Source organism: [Clostridium] aminophilum (assembly GCF_900101295.1).
Taxonomy (GTDB): domain Bacteria; phylum Bacillota; class Clostridia; order Lachnospirales; family Lachnospiraceae; genus Clostridium_R; species Clostridium_R aminophilum_A.
In genome coordinates, this window is record NZ_FOIL01000015.1 from 1 (window position 1) to 24345 (window position 24345).

Sequence of the window (24345 nt, forward strand, 5' to 3'; positions counted from 1 at the left end):
GCCTGATGGAGGAACTGGACGAGTGGCTTCGCCACAGAATCCGGGCAGTGTATTGGAAACAATGGAAAAAGGTGCGAACGAGGTACAAGATGCTGAGGGCGCTACACTTGCCAGAATGGAAGGTACATGAACTGGCTAACTGTAGAAAAGGCACATGGAGAGCGGCGATGATGCTAAACACAGCGCTTACCAAAACGATAATAGTGGTCAGACTCGGATATCCATCCTTATCAGCCCACTATCTAAAAGTTCGTGTAAACTATTGAACCGCCGTATACCGAACGGTACGTACGGTGGTGTGGAAGGGGAGTGTCAAATCTCCCCTATCCGATCGTCATCTTCTGTGTCATAAGAAAAAACTCCGCGGGGATGCTTTATCATCCTTTTTTCGTGTACTTTTCGTCGCAGTATTTGCAGCGGTAGGTTCCCTTTTCTTCATCGGCGAGATAGAAGACCTGCGGAAGCTCCTGCTCGATGGTGGTGATGCAGCGAGGGTTGTGACAGGAGATGATGTTGGTGACCATCTTCGGAAGAGAGAGTTTCTTCTTCTCTGCGACAACCCCGTCACGGATGATATTGACCGTGATGGTGTGATCGATATATCCCAGTGCGTCCAGATCGACGAGATCCAGTCCGCCCTCAATCTTGATGATGTCCTTGCGGCCCATGGCCTTGCTCTTTGCATTTTTGATGATGGCAACCTGGCATTCCAGTTTGTCCAGTCCGAGCATGAAATAGATGTCAAGGCTCCTGCCCGGTTTGATGTGATCGAGGACGATGCCTTCGCCCAGTCCGCTTATGTTCAGCATGGTTTTTCTACCCCCAGAAGTGTCATAATTAGTGCCATTCTCACGTAAACTCCGAACTGTACCTGCTTGAAGTAAGCGGCACGAGGATCATCGTCGACTTCCACGGTGATCTCGTTGACGCGCGGAAGCGGGTGGAGAACATACATGTCATCTTTGGCCAGTTTCATTTTCCGTGCATCCAGAATATAGAAACCTTTCATGCGGAGATAGTCTTCCTCATTGAAGAAGCGCTCTCTCTGTACTCTGGTCATATAGAGAACATCCAGTTCCGGGATGACGTCATCCAGACTGACGACTTCCTTGTACTCGATGCCCTTCGGATCCAGAACATCTTCTTTAATATAATCCGGCACACGCAGTTCCGGCGGCGAGATCAGGACAAAACGGATTCCCTCATAGCGGGAGAGCGCATTGATCAGGGAATGAACGGTACGGCCGAATTTCAAATCGCCGCACAGGCCGACGGTCATATGGTCCAGTCTTCCCTTTAATGTACGGATGGTCATGAGATCGGTCAGTGTCTGGGTCGGATGCTGATGTCCGCCGTCTCCGGCATTGATTACCGGGATGCTGGATTTGGATGCTGCGACGATGGCCGCACCTTCTTTCGGGTGACGGATCGCTGCGATATCAGCGAAACAGGAAATTACGCGGATGGTGTCCGATACGCTTTCGCCCTTTGAGGCGGAACTGGACTGAGATGAAGAAAAGCCGATGACGCTTCCGCCGAGGTTCAGCATCGCTGTCTCAAAACTGAGGCGTGTCCGTGTGCTCGGCTCGTAGAAGAGCGTTGCAATCTTCTTTCTGTCACAAACGTGAGCGTATTTGTCCGGGTCCGACATGATATCTGTGGCGAGATCCAGAAGCTGATTGGTCTCCTCCACAGAAAAATCCAGCGGATTAAGCATGTGTCTCATGTGATTCTCCTTTGGTGCCAGTCTTCAGTTGTCGGAATGATTATATAGCAAATGATCGGGAAATTCCACATGGGATTCCGATGAGATCTTCGGTCAAAAAACAGACATTATTGGGTGGTTTTTGTAAGGATTAAGTAATAAGGCGGAATATGGTTTTTGTGGTAAACTATCCTAAGGTTAACCAAAGACGACGGAGAGAAGACCGGATTTGCGGTCAAGGCTTCCAATGGTTCGGAAAGAGAGAGGAGCGGTCATATGGAAGAGAAACCGGTGATCCGGGTGAAAAATCTTTATAAGATCTATCACGTCGGAGAGACGGCGGTTCATGCACTGGACGGACTCTCTTTCGACATCCGGCGGGGCGAATTCTGTGCCATCGTCGGGCCATCCGGATCGGGAAAGTCCACCCTTTTGAATATGCTGGCCGGGCTGGAACCGCCGTCCCGCGGAGAAATCGTGATTGCGGGAACGCACATCGAGCACATGACCGAAAACGAGCTGGTCGCATTCCGCAGGGAGCGGGTCGGGTTCATTTTTCAGTCCTACAATCTTCTTCCGACGATGAATGCGCAGGAAAATGTGGCATTTCCGCTCTCGTTCCGGCGCATGCGGCCGGAGGAGCGTATGCGGATTGCGCAAGAGTATCTGAAGCTCGTCGGTCTCGGAAAGGTCATGGACCATATGCCGGGACAGATGTCCGGCGGTCAGCAGCAGCGTGTCGGCATCGCCCGGGCGCTGGCGGTAAAGCCGGAAATTATCTTTGCGGACGAGCCCACCGGCAATCTGGACTCCCGCACGACCATGGACGTGCTGAAACTGATGCAGAGTATTGTCCGGGAACAGCGTCAGACGCTGGTCATGGTAACGCATGACAATCAGATTGCGTCATACGCGGACCGGCGTTTTCATATCGTGGACGGAAAGATCCACAGGATTGACTGACGGGAACGGATTAGGAAGACCGTACGGGGGGCGCTGTTGGCAGCTCCTTCGGATAAGAACGGTTCCGGCCGGGTTCGAAACCAAAAGGTCGAATCGGCCGGTGAACGAAGATGAATGAATCGGGGAATGGAAACATGAAAAAGAAATGGTGGAAGTATGTCGTTCGGACCGCACAGGTTCTTTTGGCCGCGGCGGTGATCAGTTTTGCGCCGGCGGCGGATCAGAATGCGGGACCGGCAGATTATACGGCACTGGGAACTCTCTTTGACGGGGGATTGCCGATGTGCGCCGAGGCGGCCATGCTGGATGTGACAGCCTTTAACGACGGTAGAATCACGACCAGCAAGGTTCCGCGGGCAAGAGCGGGACAGAAGATCAAGATCTCGATGGTTGTTCACGGCGATGAGTCCTATGATATCAAGAATCTGAAGGTGACGCTCTGCACGCCGGATGAGTCCCAGAGCATTATGTCGGATCAGAATCTTATCCGTGAGAAAGATGATGAGGATGAGGAAGACACGTACTTCCGCTATGTGGATTCCCAGTATCCGTTTGAGGCAGATTCCGATACATTTAAGGAGAAGACCATCGGAAACATCGGAAAGGGAAAGGCGAAGTCGGTCACATTGACCTACCGGCTGAGAAAAGATCTCTCGGAAGGATATTATCAGGCCTTTTTCCGTTTTGAGAGTGACGGGGACGCGCATGTGCCCAACTGGACGAGCGGCGTCAATATCTGGGTTTCCCCGGCATCGGATAAGGACAAGGATGATGAGGACAAGTCGACGCTGGATTATGATTTCCGGATCGGCGATGATCAGTTTACGCCGTATGCCCTGTATTCCGAGACCATGGAATTCGATGTCAACTTCACCAATATCGGTCAGCGAAAGGCCCATGACGTCATCGTTGACATGCAGGTGGACGGGGACGTCACAAAATTCCCCTTCAATATCAATGAGGGAAATTACGAGCGAAAACTCGGCGATATGGAATCCGGTGCGAGAACCTCCGCCCATTACAGTATGGCGGTCAGGGACGACGTGATGGGAGGTTTTTATCCGATCCATTATCAGATCCGCTGGCGGGAAGAGGAAAACGGCGAATATTCCGAGCCGAAGGATCTGGTGTTCTACGTCCGTGTAAAGGGCAAAAAGGATGACAACGATCTGGATAAAGACGCGGGCGAGCAGGACCGCAGCAAGGCGCGAATTGTGGTGGATTCCTTCCGCACCGAGCCGGAAGAGGTCTATGCCGGTCAGCCGTTTGAACTTCATGTGACGATGAAAAATGCGTCCGGCAGCATCGGTGCATCGAATATCATGCTGAATTTCGTGTCGGAAGAGGTGGAATCCACGCCGATCTTCACATCGTCCAGCGGCGGGTCCAGCAAGGTGATCAACAGCCTCGGCCCAAACGGGTCTTCGGAGCTGGTGCTGCAGTATACTCCGTCGCCCATTGCGGCGCAGAAGTCGTATAAGATGACGATCAAGGAAGTCTACGACAGCCCGGAGTTCAAGAATGCCTCCGCGGAAGTCAGCATTGCCATCCCGGTCAAACAGGAACCGCGTTTTACAACCGGAACCATTGAAGTGATGCCGGATACGGTGTCCGTGGGCAATGAATCCAATGTCATGTTCGGAATCAATAACACGGGAAAGGTGATTCTCTACAATGTGACGGCGCGCTTTGAGGGGGCGTCCATTGAAACCCGTGATGCTTATGTCGGCAATATCAAGCCCGGCGAGACCGGAAATGTGGATGCTATGCTGAAGGGCATTGCTCCGACGGAGGATGACGGAAAGATCAGGATCATCGTTTCCTATGAGGACGAAAACGGCGAGATCACCGAGTCGGAGAAGGAACTGACACTGATGGTCACTGATCTGGCACCGGAGATGGATTACACGGAGATGGAGCCGGAAGTCCAGGAGGATACCGGATCCGGCCGGAAGATGCTGGTTGTGGCGGCTCTCATCGGCGCGGCGGCTGCGGCGGGAATCTTCTTCTGGCACAGAAAACGGAAGAAGAAAGAAGCTGAGAGGAAGAGACGGGAAGAGGAAGCCATTGACGGCGAGGACGGTCAGGACAATACTTCCGGTCAGTAAAAGCGTGAACTGAGGCACCGCGGAAAATGCGGCCGGATCACAGAATATAGAAACAGAGAAACACGCCGGATACGGGAAAATGCCGGAATCAGAGAGATTCGCCGGTGACGGGGAAAAACGTCAGATACAGTGAAACACGCCGGAATCAGAGAGATTCGCCGGTGACAGGGAAGAAAGGAGGCCGCAGAGATATGAGTTTTCGGGATCTTTTGAAAATCAGTCTCGGGAGTCTCAGCAGACGTCGTCTGAGAACATTTCTCACTGTGCTCGGCGTATTCATCGGCGTGACGTCCATTGTGGTCATGCTGAGCCTTGGAATCGGGCTGAAGCAGTTCTTTATGTCCTCCGTCGAGCAGCTCGGAAGTCTGACGCAGGTCACGGTATATAATTACGGAGACACGGCGCAGGACAAGAATGCGGAGACGAAGTTTTTGACGGACGAGAAGGTGGACAGTTTCCGATCCATTCCACATGTGCAGGATGCATATCCTGTTCTGGAGACCAGCGTTCTCATGAAGCAGGGCCCCTATGAGGCAAATATCACCCTGACCGGAATTCCGATCCGGGCCATGCGGTCCATCAATCTTCAGGAGGGAACGTACCCGAAGGAATCGGATAACGGTTTGAAACTTCTGGTCGGCAATATGGTCGGCACCAATTTCTATGATCCGAAGGCGTCCAACCGGTATGATTACGGAATGGACGGTCTGGAGCAGAAGGTTGATTTCCGGCAGCCGATGTTCACCATTTTCGATACGGCCGCCTATTACGCGGCGAAAAATCCGGCATCGGGGGACGACGGAACCAAACCGACCGCTCCCAAAAAGTATATTCTGGACACAGTGGGGTATATTGAAGGAAAACCCGGATCCTGGAACCGCTACAGTTACAGTGTGATTGCGGATCTGGATCAGCTGAAAGCGCAACTTCGGAAAATATACGGAAAACGGGCGATTCCGGACCAGCCGACGAACAAAAAGGGAAAACCCTACCGCTATTTTGTCTACAATGAGGCGAGAGTCGACGTCGATGACATGGAAGAAGTCGAGAACGTACAGAAGACGCTGCAGGATATGGGGTATCAGGCGACAAGTCAGATGGAATATCTGAAGCAGACGCAGCAGACCTCGAACATGATTCAGGCTGTCCTCGGCGGAATCGGAGCCGTTTCGCTTCTGGTTGCCGCCATCGGCATTGCCAACACGATGATGATGTCGATCTATGAGCGGACCAAGGAAATCGGCATCATGAAGGTTCTCGGATGCGATATGCGGGACATCCGCAGCATGTTTCTGATCGAGGCGGGGCTCATTGGCCTTATGGGAGGCGTATTCGGGCTGGTGTTCAGTTACGGAATCTCCGTGATTATCAACCGCCTTCTCGGCGGGGCCATCGCCGGGAGTGAGATGGGAGGCGAGGTGGCTTCCGTTTCCATATCGGTCATTCCGATCTGGCTTGCGGCAGCGGCTCTCGTCTTCGCCGTTCTTGTGGGAATGGCAGCGGGATTCTTCCCGGCCCAGCGGGCGATGAAACTCAGTCCCCTCAGCGCAATCCGCAATGAATAACGAAAAAACAGAGATAAGGAAACGCTGATTGAATCAGTGAATCAAAAGAGGGATCCCCGGAGCCGGCTGTCTAAGGCCGGCTCTGGGGATTTTTGGATCTGCCACGGCTCATGCCTGAAATCGCGGACCATGGGACAAAAAAATCCGGAATTCGCGGTTCGGATCATAAAAATGGGTGTAGAATCAGAATGTGAGACTCCATGAAAACAGGTTATGTCCAATATGAGGAATGTGCATAATAATGCACGTTCAACTGATTTATACAGCATTTAATGCATATTGCGTTCCGGGAACAATGTTGTAAAAATGTCCATATATGCAAAGAAAGTGGATGAAAACCCCAAATAATTGCATAAAAATGTAATAATATGCAATAAATATACAAAATATGGTTGCATAATATTCAGCGAAGAGATATAATCGGTTCAACTTCAGGAGAGATCACCCGGAGGAATCGTACAGCGGAATCCGATAACTTCGGATAAGGACGAAGCGGGGCCGCCGACCGTAACTCAAATATCATGACAGGGAGGATATAGACTATGGCAGAGAAAAAGTATAACAAAATCGTGCTTGCATATTCCGGAGGACTGGACACATCCGTTCTCATTCCGTGGCTGAAAGAACACTACGGCGCGGAGATCATCGCGGTGTCGGCGGATGTCGGTCAGGGAGCGGAGCTGGACGGACTGGAAGAGAAGGCTAAGAAGACAGGCGCTTCCAAGCTTTATATCCTCGATCTGAAGAAAGAGTTTGCGGAAGAGTACATTGTCCCCACCATCAAGGCCGGCGGAGAGTATGAGAAATACCTTCTCGGAACATCCTTTGCACGCCCGATCATCGCAAAGAGAATCGTCGAGATTGCAAAGAAAGAGGGCGCGGACGCCATCGCTCACGGATGCACCGGAAAGGGCAACGATCAGGTTCGCTTTGAACTTGCGATCAAGCATTTCGCTCCGGCTATGGATGTGATTGCTCCGTGGCGTTTCTGGGAACTGGATTCCCGTGAAAAGGAGATCGAGTATGCGGAAGCCCACAACATTCCGCTGAAGATCAGCAAGGAAACCAACTATTCCAAGGATAAGAACCTCTGGCATCTGAGCCATGAAGGTCTGGATCTGGAAGACCCGGCGAATGAGGCTCCGATCAATAAGGAGGGATTCCTGGAACTCGGCGTATCTCCGGAAAATGCTCCGGACAAGGCAACTTACGTGGAGATCCATTTTGAAAAAGGTGTTCCGACCGCAGCGGACGGCAAGGAGATGGATGCACTCAGCCTGATCGAGTATCTGAACGGGATCGGCGGAGCGAACGGAATCGGTATTCTGGACATCGTCGAGAACCGTCTGGTCGGAATGAAGAGCCGCGGTGTATACGAGACTCCGGGCGGAACCATCCTCTATGCGGCGCACAGCAAACTGGAAGAGATCACACTGGACAAGGAGACATCCCACTTCAAGGCGATTGCGGCACAGAAGTTCGGTGAGCTTGTCTACAACGGTCAGTGGTACACCCCGCTTCGCAAGGCACTGAGCGCTTTCGTGGACTCCACACAGGAGACTGTAACCGGCGACGTAAAGCTGAAACTGTACAAGGGCAACATTATCCCGGCTTCGGTGACAAGCCCGTACAGCCTGTATTCCTCCGGAATGGCGACCTTCGATGAGGATGACTGCTACAATCAGGCAGATTCCGCCGGCTTTATCAACCTTTACGGCCTTCCGCTGAAGGTTCGCGCCCTGAATGACGCGGAACTTGCGGCAAAGACCGGAAAGCATTTCCCGGACGTGGAATAAGAAGAACTCCGAAAGGGAGGAAAGCCGCCGTCATGCTGCAGCCCGGCAACGTCAGAGAAGACCGCCGGGCTGCAGATGACATACGGACAAAACAGAACGGAATTCAGGAAGTGAGGACACCAGATGGCAAAAATGTGGGCTGGACGATTCAGCAAGACAACCGATAAGACCGTGGATGATTTCAATTCATCCCTTCCGTTTGACAACCGTCTTTATCGGGAGGATATCACCGGTTCGACGGCACATGCGAAGATGCTGGGAAAGCAGGGAATCATCCCGCAGGACGAGGCGGACCGCATCGTGAAGGAACTCGGCGTGATTCTGAAAGAGATCGAAGAGGGAAAGATTGCATTTTCCGATGATGCGGAAGATATTCATATGTTTGTGGAGCAGATCCTGACCGAGCGGATCGGCGACGCGGGCAAACGGCTTCACACCTCGAGATCAAGAAACGATCAGGTTGCGCTGGACATGAGGCTGTATGTCAAAAAAGAGATCCGGAATATTCACGCGCTGATCCTCGACATGATGCAGGAGCTGAACAAATCAGCCGCAGAGCACACGGAGACGGTGATGCCGGGATACACGCATCTTCAGAGAGCACAGCCGGTCACCTTCGGCCACTACATGATGGCTTATGCAAACATGCTGAAGCGGGATGTAAAGCGGCTGGAAAACACCTACGAGCTGATGGATGAAATGCCGCTGGGATCGGGCGCACTGGCCGGCACAACCTATCCCATCGACCGGGACTATGTTCGGGAGCAGCTGGGATTTGCGGCGGTGACCGAAAACTCGCTGGACGGGGTGTCGGACCGTGACTACTGCATTGAGCTATGCTCGGATCTGTCGATTCTGATGATGCATCTTTCCCGTCTGTCGGAGGAGATCATCCTCTGGTGCTCCTGGGAATTCAAGTTTATCGAACTGGATGACGCATTTTCCACCGGAAGCTCCATCATGCCCCAGAAAAAGAACCCGGATGTGTGTGAGCTGATCCGCGGAAAGACCGGAAGAGTGTACGGCGCACTGATGACGTGCCTGACCTTCCTGAAGGGTCTCCCACTTGCCTACAACAAGGACATGCAGGAAGATAAGGAAGCGGTGTTCGACGCCATTGACACGGTAAAAATGTGCCTGAAGGTTCTGAAACCGATGTTTGAGACCATGACCGTTCTCCCGGAGAACATGAAGAGAGCAGCCAGCCGCGGATTTATCAATGCGACGGACTGTGCGGACTATCTCACCAAAAAGGGCGTTCCGTTCCGCGATGCGTACCATATCACCGGACAGCTTGTGGGCGAGTGCGTAAAGAAAGAGAAGGGACTGGGCGATCTGACACTGGAAGAATTTAAGGCTCACTCCGAAATATTCGGCGAGGATGTCTACCATGCCATTGACCTTTCCACCTGCGTAAAGGAGAGAAAGTCATTCGGCGGACCGGCACCGGAGGAAGTTGAGCGGCAGATCGGTGTGATCGGCAGATTTATCGAGGCACACCGGGCATTTGAATCATAACCGAAGACCACGGAAGAGAAAGGCGGTATCCTATGGCAAAACCTCTTGTATACATCGACGGACAGTCCGGAACAACGGGACTTCAGATTGCAGACAGACTTGGCAGCAGAACCGATATTGAGCTTTTGAAGATTTCGGACGAGAAGCACCGGGATGTGGAAGAGAGAAAGAGAATCATGAATGAGGCGGATATCGTGTTTTTCTGTCTGCCGGATGACGCGGCAAAGGAGGCCGCGGAGCTGGTGGTGAATCCCAAGACTCGCATCATTGACGCAGCGACCGTTCACCGTGTTGCCCCGGGCTGGGACTACGGGATTCCGGAACTCTCCGGGGAAAGAAGAGCAGCCATTGCGGCATCGAAGCGGGTGGCAAACCCGGGATGCCACGCCTCCGGCTTTGTGATTCCGGTCTACGCGCTGGTGGAAATGGGCGTGATCCCGAAGGATCTTCCGCTGACCGCATTTTCCCTGACCGGTTACTCCGGCGGCGGAAAGAAGATGATCGCGGAGTATGAGGACGAAAACCGTCCGGCGGAGCTCTCAAGCCCGAGAATCTACGGACTGACCCTGAAGCACAAGCACATCCCGGAAATGCAGAAGATCTGCGGACTGACCCATGCGCCGGTATTTCTTCCGGTGGTGGATGATTACTACAAGGGAATGGCAGTTACGCTGATGCTCCACAACAGCCAGCTCACCGGCGTAAAGAGTGCGCAGGATGTTCAGAAGAAACTGGAGGAGTGGTATGCGGACGCAAAGATGGTGCAGGTCCACGGTTTTGGTTATGACGGCATGATTGCGGCCAATACCCTTGCCGGAAGCGACAAAATGCAGCTGATCGTGAACGGTCACGAGGATCAGACCATTGTGACCGCACTGTTTGACAATCTTGGAAAGGGAGCCAGCGGTTCCGCTGTCCAGAACATGAATATCATGCTCGGCTTCGACGAGACAGCCGGACTGAATGTGTGACGGCGCCGGATGATATCCGGGACCACGATCACAGAGAAACCGACAGGACAGGAACCGAAACAGAGTCAGGAGGAAAAGATATGACCATTATGCCGGAAGAGAGAGCAAAGATACTGGTTGAGGCGCTCCCGTATATTCAGGAATATACCGGACAGATCATTGTTGTGAAATACGGCGGAAACGCCATGACAAGCGAAGAACTGAAGCAGGATGTCATCAAGGACATCGTTCTTCTGAATATGCTGGGAATCCATGTGGTTCTGGTGCACGGAGGCGGCCCGGAGATCAGCGCGATGCTGAAGAAAATCGGACACGAATCGAAGTTCATCAACGGACTCCGTTACACCGATCAGGTGACCATGGACATCGTTCAGCAGATTCTCTGCGGAAAGGTCAATAAGAATCTGGTCAGCCTTCTGGACAAGGCAGGCGGCCACGGCGTGGGCCTCGGCGGTATGGACGGCGGTCTCTTCCGCGCAGTGAAGAAGGTGGATCCGGACGGAACCGATTACGGTCAGGTCGGAGATATTGTGGAGGTTCATCCGGAGATTGTGACGGATCTTCTGGCAAAGGGATATATCCCGGTTGTGTCTTCGGTGGCAGCAGGCATGAATGATGACGAGAACTTTAACATCAATGCCGATACCGCAGCGGAGAAACTTGCCGTTGCACTCCACGCAAAGAAACTCATTCTTCTCACGGATGTCAAGGGGCTTCTCCGCGATCCGAAGGACGACAGCACCCTGATCCCGGAGCTGAAGGTTTCACAGGTTCCGGCACTGATCACGCAGGGCATCATTTCCGGAGGAATGATTCCGAAAGTGGACTGCTGTGTCGAGGCGGTACGTCAGGGCGTCGAGAGAGCAAACATTCAGGACGGCCGTGTGCCGCATTCCATCCTGATCGAGCTTCTGAGCTCCGAGGGTGTCGGAACCATGTTCTCATAAGTGCGGAAGAAAAGGGGGAGAAGAACGATGAGTTTTCAGGAAATCAAAGATCGCGAGGCAACCTATGTCATGCAGACTTACGGCCGTTTTCCGGTGTGCTTCGATCACGGCGAGGGAGCGGTTCTTGTGGATGTTGACGGAAAAGAGTATGTGGATCTGACCAGCGGAATCGGTGTCAACTGTCTCGGTTATCACAACCCGAAGGTGACGGCGGCGGTGACGGAGCAGGCGAACAAGCTGATGCATGTCTCCAACCTTTACTATACCGAGCCGATGATCGACGCGGCGGAAAAACTGGTGAAAGCGACCGGCATGTCCCGCGTGTTCTTCGGAAACTCCGGCGCCGAGGCGAATGAGGGCATGATCAAGATCGCCCGCAAATATTCTCATGACAAATACGGCGAGGGCCGCAGCAAGATCGTAACGCTGGTGAATTCCTTCCACGGCCGTACCATCACCACACTGAAGGCCACCGGGCAGGAGCATTTCCACCATGATTTCTTCCCCTTTACCGAGGGATTCGATTATGCGGAGGCCAATGATCTCGAGGATCTGAAGAAGAAAGCCGGAAAGGATACCTGCGGCGTGATGATGGAGCTGATTCAGGGGGAATCCGGCGTCCGCCCGCTGGATGCGGATTACGTGAAGGCGGCCTGCGAATTCTGCCGTGAAAACGACATTCTGTTCATGGTGGATGAGGTGCAGACCGGAATCGGGAGAAGCGGAGCGCTGTTCTCCTTCCAGAAATTCGGCGTGAAACCGGATGTGGTCAGCATGGCGAAGGGCCTCGGCGGCGGCCTTCCCATCGGCGCGGTCATGGTAGGCGAAAAGTGTGCGGATGTTCTCGGCAAGGGTGACCACGGAAGCACCTTCGGAGGAAGCCCCATGAGCTGTGCGGCGGCGTGTGCCGTTCTGGACGAGGTCACAAAGCCGGAATTTCTTGAGGAAGTGGAAAAGAAGGGCGAATACCTGAAAGAAAGTATCCTGGCCATCGGTTCTCCGGAGATTACGGATGTCCGCGGCATGGGTCTTATGCTCGGAATTGTGTTGAAGAATCCGGAAAACAGGCTTAAAATTGTAGGAGAACTTTTAAACCAGGGAGTAATGGTTCTGACAGCAGGTGAGGATGTCATCCGTCTTCTTCCGCCGCTTGTCATTACCAGAGAGGAAATGGACCGCGCGGTAGCGGTTATGAAAAAGGTATTCGGATCATGAACAATCTGTTAAGACTTGTGGACTGCACTCCGGAAGAGATCACACAGATTCTCGATCTTGCGGATCAGCTGAAATATGAGAGCAGACACGGTATTGCTCACACGAGACTGTCCGGAAAATCGCTGGGCCTGATCTTCCACACGGCGTCCACCAGAACGAGAGTTTCGTTTGAGACCGGCATTTATCAGCTGGGCGGCCAGTCACAGTATCTGTCCGCCGATGACATGCAGATTTTCAACGGAGAACCGGTTCAGGATACGGCGAGGACACTTTCCCGTTATCTGAGCGGAGTGGTCATTCGTACCAGAAGGCAGCAGGAACTGGAAGCGTTCGCCAGATACAGCACGGTGCCGATCATCAACGGTATGACGGACCTCGCGCATCCCTGCCAGGTTCTGGCCGATCTCATGACAATCCGGGAGAAATACGGCGTGCTGAACGGCCTGAACGCGGCGTACGTCGGCTCCGGCAACAACGTCTGCAATTCCTTTATCGTCGGTGCACTGAAGATGGGCATGAAGGTTCGCGTTGCGACTCCGCCGGGATACGGTCCGGACAACATTGCAAAGGATTTTGCAAAGGGCAATCCGGACTGTGAGTATTCCTACTCCCCGACCGAAGCGGTGAAGGATGCGGATGTGGTGGTGACCGGTTCGCTTCTTCCTCCGGGAGAAAAAGCGTCCACCGTTCAGATGCAGAAAGTCTTCCGCGGTTTTACGGTCAGCGAGCATATGCTCTCCGCCGCAAAACCGGATGTGCTGCTTCTGCACAGTCTGCCGGCCAACCGCGGATTTGAGATCACGGAAGAGACCTTTGAGAAACATGCGGAAGAGATCTTTGAGGAGGCGGAAAACCGTCTTCACGTGCAAAAGGCCGCCATGGTGCTTCTGATGGGCCGGGGCGCCGGCAGGATTGAACCGATGAAAAAAGAAAAATTCGAGTAAAGCGAGAGGCAGGTGTCCGAAACGGGACATCTGCTTTTCGGCCTGCAAAAGAGGAGTTTTTTTCTGCTTATCCGCAGAAGAAGGAGGACATTATGGGACTGATTCAGGTTGCGGCAGCTTCGGCCGGAACAGTGCTGGCTGACCAGTGGAAAGAGTATTTCTACTGCCCGTCGCTGGACAATGATACACTGGCGGTAAAGGGACAGGTCAGACAGCAGAAGAGGGCATTCAACACCAAACGAACCGACAATATCATTTCACAGGGATCCATTGTCACGGTCAATGACGGCCAGTGCATGATCATCGTCGATCAGGGTGAGATCGTGGAGATCTGCGCGGAGCCGGGCGCATTTCAGTATGATCAGTCCACCGAGCCGAGTATCTTTTACGGGGACCTGAAAGAGAGCGTCAAGGAGAGCTTTCGGCGCTTTGCACACCGCGTCGGCTTCGGCGGCGATACGGGCAATGATCAGAGAGTGTATTATTTCAACACAAAAGATATTATCGGAAACAAATACGGCACGGCGACACCGATCCCGTTCCGCGTGGTGGACCGCAACATCGGACTGGATATGGATATCGCGATCCGCTGTCACGGCGAATACGCGTTCCGCATTACGGACCCGATCCTCTTTTATAAGAACATCTGCGGCAATGTGGAGAATGATTATACGAAAGACCGGATTGAATCCCAGATGCGCAGCGAACTCCTGACTGCGCTTCAGCCGGCATTTGCAAAGATTTCGGAGATGGGCGTCCGCTACAGTGCCGTTCCGGCACATTCCATGGAACTTGGAAGGGCGCTGGATCAGGAACTGACGGAGAATTGGGGCGGACATTACGGAATCTCCATCACGGCAATCGGCGTCAATTCCATCACGGCTTCCGAGGAGGACGAGAAGACCATCAAGGAACTGCAGAAGAACGCGGTTCTCTCCAATCCGGCGATGGCGGCGGCACATCTGACGGCAGCACAGGCAGACGCCATGAAGGCAGCCGCCGCCAACACGTCCGCGGGACCGATGATGGCCTTTGCCGGGATGAACATGGCCAATATGGCCGGCGGAATGAACGCGGGAAATCTGTTTGGAATGGCGGCACAGCAGGCAGCGGCACAGCAGGCAGCGCAGAGCGCGCCGGCGGGGATGGCCGGTGCACCGGCAGCATCCGCTTCGGCCGCCTGGGACTGTGCCTGCGGACATAAGGGCAACACCGGTAAATTCTGCTCGGAATGCGGAAAAGAGAGACCGCAGACGGGAGACCTGTTCTGGACCTGTTCCTGCGGCGCAAAAAACAAGGGCAAATTCTGCTCCGAGTGCGGAAAGGCGAAACCGGCCGGAATACCGCAGTACCGCTGTGATAAATGCGGCTGGGAGCCGGAAGATCCGGCCAGACCGCCGAAGTTCTGCCCGAACTGCGGCGACCCGTTTGATGACGGAGACATTGTCAGATGATCGGATGAGGCAAACCTGGGAAGAATTATGTTCAAACTCTCTTTGATACTTCGGATACGTGCCTTGAATCATACATTCCGTGTCTGAGACAGGAGGAAACCAATGGACGAGACCACAAAGACGACGGAGACCTCCGGCGGATACCCGGATGCGGGATTGGAAGAGCCGAAGGAGGCCAGACAGGTCGAAGAGTCGAATAAAAAGTGTCCGCAGTGCGGAGCTCCTCTGATCTTTGATCCGAAGAGCTCCCGGCTGAAATGTGAGTTCTGCGGGTATGAAGAAGAGATCGAGGAAGACCGGGAACCGGACCGGCCGGAGGTGCTGGATTACGAGCATTCAGAGGAGACGGCATCCACGGACTGGGGACTGGAGACAAGAACGGTTGTCTGCCGTTCCTGCGGTGCCAGAAGCGTCTACGATGTCAATGCCATCGCGCAGGTCTGCCCGTACTGCGGAAGCACGCAGATTGTGGAAGCCGGCGATGCGGAGCAGAACGTCATGGCGCCGGGGGGCGTGATTCCTTTCGCCGTCGCCCGGAAGGAAGCGGCAGGACGGTTTACGCGGTGGATTAACGGAAAACTGTTCTGCCCGTCGCAGGCGAAGCAGAGCGCGCGGCCGGACGCATTTCAGGGCGTCTATCTTCCGTACTGGTCTTTTGACGCCGATTCTCACTCAGTTTATACCGGCCGATACGGGAGAGAGCGGACCGTGCATAGCTCGGACGGAAAAAAGACACAGGTTGTGGTGGACTGGCATTCGACACGCGGCGAATTCTCCCTCCCGGTCCGGGATCAGATCGTCTGCGCATCGACCAAAAACAGTCAGGCGATGATCCGCGGGGTAGAACCGTTCCGGATGGAAGAGGCGGTGGTTTACAAGCCGGATTATCTTGCGGGATTTACGGCGGAGCGTTATACCGTCCGCATGAAGGATGCATGGACTGAGGCAAAGGATATCCTTGAATCAAGAATGCGGAGTGAAGCGGCTGGGCGGATCCGGAGCCAGCATGTCTGTGACCGTGCGGAGGTCACCTCGATCCGGACGGATTATTCCGGGATCGGCTACCGTTATATTCTGCTTCCGGTCTGGATGTCATCCTTCCGCTACGGCGATAAAGTATACCGCTTTGTGGTCAACGGACAGACGGGCCGCGTCAGCGGCGATACGCCGGTTTCGGCTCTTCGCGTCGCAGCCGCGATTCTGATCGGTCTGGCCGTGGCATTCATTCTCTACTATCTGATCAACGGCGGTTTCTGACCGAAACAGGTTATATTTCCGCTGCAAACTGTACAAAAATACGGTGCGGAGTGAATATTGCGGTGTAAATTTGTTGAAATCATATCTGATTGACAAGAATTTGACGTATGTTATAATCAAAACTGACTAATCAGAGACGGGTCCCGCTTTGCGGGGTGCCGGGCGTTTGGCGTCAGCCGTCAGGGCCTTGTATCGTAAAGGACGAGGGCCGGCAGGCCGGTACGCGTAAATCAAAGTCTGTATGTCATAGATGGATTTTGACAGAGAGAAGGTTTTAAAAGTGGAGCAGCAGAAGACAATTTCAAAGGCGGTAATCACTAGACTTCCGCGGTATTACCGGTATCTTGGAGAACTGATTGAAGAAGGCGTTGAGCGGATTTCTTCCAATGATCTCAGTGTGCGGATGAAAGTTACGGCTTCCCAGATCCGTCAGGATCTTAACAATTTCGGCGGATTCGGGCAGCAGGGATACGGGTACAATGTAAAATATCTGTACTCGGAGATTGCCAAGATTCTGGGAATTGACCGTCAGCACAATCTGATCATTATCGGTGCCGGGAATCTCGGTCAGGCAATTGCCAATTACGCGAACTTTGAAAAACGGGGTTTTGTGCTGAAGGGAATGTTTGACGTAAACCCCCGTCTGGTGGGTCTTGTGGTCCGCGGCGTGGAAATTCGCGGAATCGATGATCTGGAAAACTTTATTCATGAGAATAACGTGCAGATTGCAGCGCTCACGATTCCGAAATCAAAAGCGGCGGAGATTGCACAGAGACTGGTGAATTCGGGCATTAAGGCAATCTGGAATTTTGCCCATGTGGATCTTCAGGTTCCGGATGATGTTGTTGTGGAGAATGTTCACTTGTCAGAGAGCCTGATGCGTCTGTCCTATCGTGTCTGTTCGCTTCAGGACAGGATGAAGCAGGAAGCCGAAAAGCTTCGAGAGATGGAAAATCAATGATTGCTGGAATCGGAATCGATACAACAGAGATAGAACGTATGGAACATGCCTGCCGGAGGGAGACCTTTGTTTTGCGTGTCTTTACGGAGAATGAGCGCCGACAGGCCGGGGGCAGCAGCTCGCGGCTTGCCGGCGATTTTGCGGTTAAAGAAGCGGTTTCCAAGGCGCTGGGAACCGGATTTCGGGATTTCGGTCCGACGGACATCGAAGCGCTTCGCGACGAACTCGGCGCACCGTACTGCGTTCTCTACGGCAAAGCGAAAGAGCGGGCGGACAGTCTCGGTATTGTCCGGATTCATGTTTCTATTACCAATACAAAGACGGAGGCGACTGCATTTGCGGTTGCAGAAAGGCAGGATCAGCCATGAGACATCTTGTTACCGGTGCTCAGATGAAAGAAATTGACGCGCATGCGATCCGCACCATCGGAATCCCTTCGCTGGTTCTGATGGAGCGGGCCGCCCTTTCCTGCTGTGACTGCGCGGAGAGGATCTTTCCGGAATGCTTCCGGAGAGAGCAAAAACAGCCGATTGTGATCCTTGCGGGAACCGGCAATAACGGCGCGGACGGCGCGGCGATGGCACGGATCTGGTCGCTTCGGGGGTACGAGACCATCATCGTCACAGTGGGCGATCCGGCCCGGTATACCGGGGAGATGCAGGAACAGCTGGACATTGCGGACCGGCTCGGCATTCCGGTTACTGCATGGAATGATTTTGAGGGCGGAGAATTTGTTCTTGCCGTGGACGCGCTTTTCGGTGTCGGTCTTTCACGGGATGTGGAGGGAGACTTTGCGGATGCGGTTTCATATCTGAACGCGCGAAGCGGCGGGACGGTTGTCGCCGTGGACCTGCCGAGCGGCGTGGACAGCAGAACCGGAGCCGTACTCGGCAGCGCGGTCCGCGCCGATCTTACCGTCACGTTCGGACTTGAGAAGACCGGAATGGTATTCTATCCGGGACACGAACTCTGCGGCCGGATCGAGATTGCGGACATCGGATTTCCGGAATATAACGGTTATTCCGGAGAATGCTTCTTTGCGTACGATGCGGAGGATCTGAAACGGATTCCGCCGAGAAAAGCGGATTCCCACAAGGGAACATACGGAAAGGTTTTGATTGCGGCCGGATCGGAGGGAATGTGCGGGGCAGCATATTTTGCGGCCCTTGCGGCCTATCGGACCGGCGCGGGGCTCGTCCGCCTCTTTACGGTGCGGGCCAATGTCCCGGTTCTGCAGACCCTTCTTCCGGAGGCGATCATTACCGCTTATGATCCGGAAGAGGCGATGGAGGAGCCGGAGAATTTCAAGGAGATGGCGGAAGAAGCCTGCGAGTGGGCAACCGTGATCGTTCTTGGCCCGGGACTCGGAACCGGAAGACATGTGGAGAAACTTCTTCAGCATATTCTTCTGAGCGCATATGTTCCGATTATTCTTGACGCCGACGGTCTGAATGCGGTGGCGGAATATCCGCATCTGGCCGGCTATTTTACGGAAAATGTCATCATCACGCCCCATATCGGCGAGATGACGCGCCTCACCGATCTGGACGCCGCGGAGATCAAGCGGGATCCGGTTAAATGCGCGAAAGAGTACAGCGAGGAGCACGGGGTGATCTGTGTGCTGAAGGATTCCGTGACGGTGGTTGCCCGGCATGACGGAACCGTTTTCCTCGGGGACAGCGGCAGCGGGGCCATGGCAAAGGGCGGCAGCGGCGACGTGCTTGCGGGAACCATTGCGGGGCTTACGGCTCTTGATCTGGAACTTGACGATGCCGCCTGCCTTGGAGTATATATACACGGAAAAGCCGGAACTCTCGCCGGAATCGAAAAAGGAGAGCACTCGGTGCTTGCGTCGGAGATTGCGGACCGGCTGATGAAATGATGAAGATCATCTGAAAGAACTGATTTCAAAGAAACGCCGCGTTTTCAGGCAGTGAAGACGGCGGGGGATGACAGACAAAGGACGGGATATGGAAATGGACATACACCAATATTGGCCGGCGGGGATTCTGACGATTCTTGCGGTGAGCGTTATTCTTGCCGTATTCTACGGCTTCGGATCGGCAATCCAGAATCTGAATCAGACGGAACTGGAAGACCAGAGCGAGGACGGGGATCCGGACGCGAAAGCACTCATGGAACTCATCGATGAGCCGAAAGGTTTCATTTCCTCCCTGCATCTGATTGAACAGGTACTTTGCATGACGGAGGGCGTGACCGGCTATCTGCTGCTTCGGGACCTTCCCTGGGCGGCGATTCCGGCGGCGATCCTCGGTACAGCGCTGTTCACGGTGGTGTTCGGCATTGTCATTCCGCGGAAAAGGGGAGCGGATTATCCGGAGATCTGGGCGAAACGCCTTCTGCATCCCGTTTCCGCGGTGATTGCGATTCTCTCGCCGTTCCGCGCGGTGATTCGTTGGCTGTCCTATCCGCTGCTTCGTCTGATCGGCACGGATCCGGCGGTGGACCATGAGCAGGTAACCCGTGACGATCTGAAATATCTGGTGACAGAGGGACATGAAAACGGTGTTCTCAAGGCGCAGGAAGCCGAGATGGTGAACAATGTGTTCGAACTCGGCAAGAAATCCGCCGGAGATATCATGACGCACCGGTCCGGCATCGTCGCGCTGGACGGGGAAATGATTCTTCACGACGCCGTGGATTTTATCCTGAATGAGGCGGCAAACTCCCGCTTCCCGGTGTATCTGGATACCATCGACCGCATCATCGGCGTGATCCATATCCGCGATGTGCTGCAGTTTTCGGAGGAGAATAAAAACCGGCAGAGGAAGCTGAAGGAACTCAAGGGACTGATCCGGGAACCCTATTTTATTCCCGAGATTGCCAGCATTGACCAGCTGTTCCATCAGATGCAGACCAAGAAGGTGCACATGGCGGTTGTGATCGATGAGTACGGACAGACGGCCGGCCTGATCACGATGGAAGATATCCTCGAAGAGATCGTCGGCAACATCGAAGATGAGTACGATGAGGATGAGGAGAGAATTACCCGGAGAGGAGACGGAAGCTTTCTTCTCGCCGGCGATACGCCGTTGGAGGATGTGGCCCGTGCGCTGGACATTGAGTTTGACGAGAAAACACTGGAGTCTTTCGAGACGATCAGCGGTTACCTGATCGGTCAGCTTGGACGCATCCCGGAGGAACATGAAAAGCCCATCATCCGCTCCTGCGGATGGACCTTCCGTGTCCGCGATGTGCGCCGCAGAACGCTTCATCTGATTTACGCCCTGAAGCCGGGGGCAAATGCGGCCGCAGGCGGTGCGCAGGCGGCGGAGGCGGCCGCGGATCGGATCCCGGAAAACGCGCAGGCCGGGGAGTGACGGAAAATCCTTCGGGGAGAGCAGCGGCGATGCGGCCGGACCATCGGATCACGATTCGGATGATTGGGCAGACTGCTGAAAAACAGTCGGCAAAGACCGTTAAAATAACCGCTTGTCAGGACCGGAACCGAGTGTTAGAATAATTGATTGTTAAGTTTCCTAACATGGAACAAAGAAAAAATACAGAGGAGTGCTGTTATGTCAGGACATTCAAAATTTGCGAATATCAAACACAAAAAAGAGAAAAACGATGCGGCTAAGGGAAAAATCTTCACTGTCATCGGACGTGAGATCGCCGTTGCAGTAAAAGAAGGCGGAGCAGACCCGGCAAACAACAGCAAGCTCCGTGATGTCATCGCGAAGGCAAAGGCGGCAAACATGCCGAACGACACCATTGACCGCGGTATCAAGAAAGCGGCCGGTGATGCGGCATCCGTAAACTACGAGAACCTGGTATATGAGGGTTACGGTCCGGCAGGCGTTGCGATCATCGTTGAGACTCTGACCGACAACAAGAACCGTACCGCGGCAAACGTTCGCGCGGCATTCTCCAAGGGCGACGGCAATGTCGGCGCACAGGGAAGCGTTTCTTTCATGTTTGACCGCAAGGGTCAGATCATCATCGACAAGGAAGAGTGCGAGATGGATGCGGACGAGCTCATGATGCTCGCGCTCGACGCAGGTGCAGAGGACTTCACCGAGAATGAGGATGATTTCGAAGTGATCACCGATCCGGAGAATTTCTCCGAGGTTCGCGAGGCACTTGAGAAGGAAGGCATCGCGATGGTGGAAGCAGACATCACCATGATTCCGCAGACCTGGGTCAATGTCTCCGACGAGGATGCAAAGAAGAAACTCAATCGTATTCTGGATCTTCTGGATGAGGACGACGACGTTCAGGCCGTTCACAACAACTGGGAGAACGCAGACGAGGATTGATTTTTTTCCGGAGGCGGTATATAATACCGAATGCCTGAAGGAAATGCGGAAAACGCATTTCAATATATCACTGAAATTGCAGATGAGGATTAGTGTTCATACGAACGGCAAAGAGAGGAGCGCCCGGATTCCGGTGCTGAAAGCGCTCTGCCGGGACAGGTTCACGGCCACCTCGGAGAGACTCCAATAAAGTCCGGTGATTCCGTTATCATCACAATGAGAGACCGCATTTTTGCGGTAATCAGGGTGGAACCGCGTATCTTACGTCCCTGGTCCGATCGGGAGATCGGATCGGGGATTTTTTTGTTTCATAGGAAATTTCTCCGAAATTCCCTATGAAACAAAACGCTCCGCGAGGATGCGCACGCCGCTGCAAGGAAGCTGTCACCTAACGGTGACCAGCGGCGGCGCGCAAAGTCCGCGGGGCTCCCCTCAGGACTGAGGGGATGGGGGAGCCGAAGTCCGCGGGGCTCCCCCGGGAATACAAAGATGGATGAATCGAAGTCCGCCTGCGGACATCGATTTTATAATTTTTAAAAAGGAGAAAAGCCATGATTAAAGAAGAGTTTATGGACCGCTATCGTCACTCCCTGAGCCACATTCTGGCAAAGGCGATGATCGAGATTTTCGGCAAGGAAGTTCAGTATGCCATCGGACCGCAGATTGACGATGGTTTCTACTATGATTTTGTTCTTCCGAGAACCGTTTCCACGGATGATTTCGCGCAGATCGAGCAGAAGATGCACGAGATCATCAAGAGAAAAGAGGACTGGGTAAGAAAAGAGGTTTCCAGAGCCGAGGCACTGGAGATCTTCAAGGATCAGAAGTTCAAGACTGAGCTGATCCAGGACCTTCCGGAAGACGAGATGATCACCGTCTACAATACCGGTGACGACTACATTGACCTGTGCAGAGGCCCGCACGTTGACAATTCCGCGGATCTCTCCAGCGCTGCATTCAAGGTAAAATCCGTATCCTCCGCATACTGGAGAGGCGATGAGAAGAGAGGCATCGTTCTTCAGCGTGTCTATGTATACGCATTCCCGACCAAAGAGGAACTCAAGGCTCACCTCGATATGATCAAGGAAGCGCTTGAGCGCGATCACAAGAAGATCGGCGCGGCTCTCGATCTCTTCATGTTCGACGAGACTGCTCCGGGTATGCCGTACTGGCTGCCGCGCGGCTGGAAAATGTATCAGGCGCTGCTGAAATACTCCCGTGAGATTCAGGAGAGACACGGTTACACCGAGATCTCCGCTCCGCTCATCAACAACAAGAAACTCTGGCTCATTTCCGGCCACTGGGCTCACTACATCAACAACATGTTCATGGTACCGGGCGTTTCCGGTTATCTGAGAGCCGACGCGGATATGGCGGAGATCGCTGAGAGCGCAACCGATGAGAATGCACCGACCAAGACCGTTAAGATGAGAGCAGGTTCCGCCATCTACAACCGTGACGAGATCGACACCATGGCGGCGAAGCCGATGAACTGTCCGAATGCGATGATGACCTTCAAGAGAACCACCCATTCCTACAAGGAGCTTCCGATCCGCTACAGCGAGTATGATGTGCTTCACCGCAAGGAGAAGTCCGGTCAGATGAACGGTCTCTTCCGCGTACAGGAGTTCCGTCAGGATGATGATCACACCTTTGTCATGGATTCCCAGATCAAGGATGAGATCGCAGACATCATTTCCATCGCAGATGAGATCTACTCCACCTTCGGTGTAACCTACCGCGCCGAGCTTTCCACCCGTCCGGATGATTTCATGGGTGACATCGAAGTTTGGAACAAGGCAGAGGCTGACCTGAAGTCCATTCTCGACGAGAAGTATGGCGAGGGCGGCTATGAGATCAATGAGGGCGACGGTGCGTTCTACGGCCCGAAGATCGACCTTCAGATCAAGGATGCACTTGGAAGAGAGTGGCAGTGCGGTACCGTTCAGCTCGACTTCCAGCTTCCGCACAACTTCGGTCTGACTTACATCAACGAGAAGGGTGAGCAGGAGATGCCGGTTGTTCTTCACCGCGCAATCTACGGTTCGCTGGAGCGTTTCCTCGGAATCGTCATCGAGAACTTCAAGGGCATGTTCCCGTTCTGGCTGAACCCGTATCAGGTTGCCGTTGTTCCGATCCGTGAGGAGCACAACGAGTACGCCAAGAAGGTTGTGAAGGCTCTGGAAGATGCCGGTATCCGCGTGGAGGCGGACTATTCCGACAACAACATGAAGACCAAGATCAAGGGCTTCAAGAACTACAAGGATCCGTACATCCTCGTTCTCGGTGACAAGGAGGCGGAAGAGAATACCGTTTCCATCAACATCCGCGGAAACAACAAGCAGGTTCATGATGTTCCGCTGACGACCTTTGTGGAAGTCTGCAAGAGACTGAACAGAGAGCATACTCTGGAACTTGCTCAGGAATTTGAGGCGTAAACATTGCGACGTTTCGCTCCGATGTGATGCGAGGAGCGGGAAAAGAAATATGCGCGTCGAAGCTGGTCACCGCAAGGTGATTCGCGTCGACACGCATCCCTGGGGAGTGTCTTTTGTTTCATTCGGAAACGCGGATTACTTCCTGGAAAAAAGAGCGCATAAGAAAAAGAGCGCAAAGAAAAGGAAAGCTAAAAAAAGAGAACTTCCGGCCGTGGCCGGAAGT

At 53.7% G+C, this 24345-nt stretch carries 19 protein-coding genes and 1 pseudogene; 18 read left to right on the forward strand and 2 right to left on the reverse strand.

The genetic code is table 11. The features are described 5' to 3' along the window. Positions 1 to 266, forward strand: a pseudogene (locus BMW41_RS14750) (maturase); the annotation flags it as partial. 111 nt (positions 267 to 377) lie between these two features. Here BMW41_RS14750 and BMW41_RS05570 read toward each other — a convergent pair. Beyond that, positions 378 to 809 (reverse strand): aspartate carbamoyltransferase regulatory subunit, encoded by a 432-nt coding sequence (locus BMW41_RS05570; RefSeq protein ID WP_074649231.1) that lies wholly within the window; start codon positions 807 to 809, stop codon positions 378 to 380. Next, on the reverse strand, positions 803 to 1726 hold the full coding sequence (gene pyrB / locus BMW41_RS05575) for an aspartate carbamoyltransferase (RefSeq protein WP_074649232.1): 924 nt from the start codon (positions 1724 to 1726) through the stop codon (positions 803 to 805). The genes BMW41_RS05570 and pyrB overlap by 7 nt, the downstream gene beginning before the upstream one ends. A gap of 255 nt (positions 1727 to 1981) precedes the next feature. On the opposite strand from pyrB, the gene BMW41_RS05580 reads away from it, so the two are divergent. The 17 genes from BMW41_RS05580 to BMW41_RS05660 all read left to right on the forward strand — a co-directional run bounded on the left by BMW41_RS05580 (position 1982) and on the right by BMW41_RS05660 (position 24122). Further along, the gene (locus BMW41_RS05580) at positions 1982 to 2668 is read left to right on the forward strand and encodes an ABC transporter ATP-binding protein (RefSeq protein WP_074649233.1); all 687 of its coding nucleotides are present in this window, start codon (positions 1982 to 1984) and stop codon (positions 2666 to 2668) included. Positions 2669 to 2802: 134 nt separating this feature from the next. Next, entirely contained in the window at positions 2803 to 4776 is a 1974-nt protein-coding gene (locus BMW41_RS05585; protein WP_143050816.1) for a COG1361 S-layer family protein, read from the forward strand. Between the two features lie 191 nt (positions 4777 to 4967). Then, positions 4968 to 6341, forward strand: coding sequence for an ABC transporter permease (locus BMW41_RS05590; RefSeq protein ID WP_074649263.1), 1374 nt, complete (start codon positions 4968 to 4970; stop codon positions 6339 to 6341). Positions 6342 to 6883: 542 nt separating this feature from the next. Continuing rightward, positions 6884 to 8137: an argininosuccinate synthase gene (locus BMW41_RS05595; RefSeq protein WP_031473843.1), complete on the forward strand. Its 1254-nt coding sequence runs from the start codon at positions 6884 to 6886 to the stop codon at positions 8135 to 8137. Positions 8138 to 8260: 123 nt separating this feature from the next. Then, a complete protein-coding gene (gene argH, locus BMW41_RS05600) occupies positions 8261 to 9655 on the forward strand; it encodes an argininosuccinate lyase (protein ID WP_074649235.1) in 1395 nt (464 codons plus the stop codon). Positions 9656 to 9687: 32 nt separating this feature from the next. Continuing rightward, complete coding sequence (gene argC, locus BMW41_RS05605; protein ID WP_074649236.1) at positions 9688 to 10626, forward strand: N-acetyl-gamma-glutamyl-phosphate reductase; 939 nt, start codon at positions 9688 to 9690, stop codon at positions 10624 to 10626. 80 nt (positions 10627 to 10706) lie between these two features. Next, positions 10707 to 11573 (forward strand): acetylglutamate kinase, encoded by an 867-nt coding sequence (argB, locus tag BMW41_RS05610; protein ID WP_031473849.1) that lies wholly within the window; start codon positions 10707 to 10709, stop codon positions 11571 to 11573. Between the two features lie 27 nt (positions 11574 to 11600). After that, positions 11601 to 12788 (forward strand): aspartate aminotransferase family protein, encoded by a 1188-nt coding sequence (locus BMW41_RS05615; RefSeq protein ID WP_074649237.1) that lies wholly within the window; start codon positions 11601 to 11603, stop codon positions 12786 to 12788. Continuing rightward, positions 12785 to 13732 carry an ornithine carbamoyltransferase gene (gene argF, locus BMW41_RS05620; RefSeq protein ID WP_074649238.1) on the forward strand — a complete coding sequence of 316 codons (948 nt, stop codon included), beginning with the start codon at positions 12785 to 12787 and terminating at the stop codon, positions 13730 to 13732. The genes BMW41_RS05615 and argF overlap by 4 nt, the downstream gene beginning before the upstream one ends. Before the next feature lie 92 nt (positions 13733 to 13824). After that, positions 13825 to 15186, forward strand: coding sequence for an SPFH domain-containing protein (locus BMW41_RS05625; RefSeq protein ID WP_074649239.1), 1362 nt, complete (start codon positions 13825 to 13827; stop codon positions 15184 to 15186). A gap of 102 nt (positions 15187 to 15288) precedes the next feature. Beyond that, positions 15289 to 16443, forward strand: coding sequence for a hypothetical protein (locus BMW41_RS05630; protein ID WP_074649240.1), 1155 nt, complete (start codon positions 15289 to 15291; stop codon positions 16441 to 16443). A 250-nt stretch (positions 16444 to 16693) separates the two neighbouring features. After that, positions 16694 to 17404 (forward strand): redox-sensing transcriptional repressor Rex, encoded by a 711-nt coding sequence (locus BMW41_RS05635; protein WP_074649241.1) that lies wholly within the window; start codon positions 16694 to 16696, stop codon positions 17402 to 17404. Then, the gene (acpS, locus tag BMW41_RS05640) at positions 17401 to 17772 is read left to right on the forward strand and encodes a holo-ACP synthase (protein WP_074649242.1); all 372 of its coding nucleotides are present in this window, start codon (positions 17401 to 17403) and stop codon (positions 17770 to 17772) included. The genes BMW41_RS05635 and acpS overlap by 4 nt, the downstream gene beginning before the upstream one ends. Beyond that, positions 17769 to 19286, forward strand: coding sequence for a bifunctional ADP-dependent NAD(P)H-hydrate dehydratase/NAD(P)H-hydrate epimerase (locus BMW41_RS05645; RefSeq protein WP_074649243.1), 1518 nt, complete (start codon positions 17769 to 17771; stop codon positions 19284 to 19286). Before acpS ends, BMW41_RS05645 begins: the two co-directional genes overlap by 4 nt. Before the next feature lie 88 nt (positions 19287 to 19374). Next, the gene (locus BMW41_RS05650) at positions 19375 to 20745 is read left to right on the forward strand and encodes a hemolysin family protein (protein WP_177171171.1); all 1371 of its coding nucleotides are present in this window, start codon (positions 19375 to 19377) and stop codon (positions 20743 to 20745) included. 198 nt (positions 20746 to 20943) lie between these two features. After that, positions 20944 to 21684 carry a YebC/PmpR family DNA-binding transcriptional regulator gene (locus BMW41_RS05655; protein WP_031473865.1) on the forward strand — a complete coding sequence of 247 codons (741 nt, stop codon included), beginning with the start codon at positions 20944 to 20946 and terminating at the stop codon, positions 21682 to 21684. A 551-nt stretch (positions 21685 to 22235) separates the two neighbouring features. After that, entirely contained in the window at positions 22236 to 24122 is a 1887-nt protein-coding gene (locus BMW41_RS05660) for a threonine--tRNA ligase (protein WP_074649244.1), read from the forward strand. The last annotated feature ends 223 nt before the right edge of the window (positions 24123 to 24345 follow it).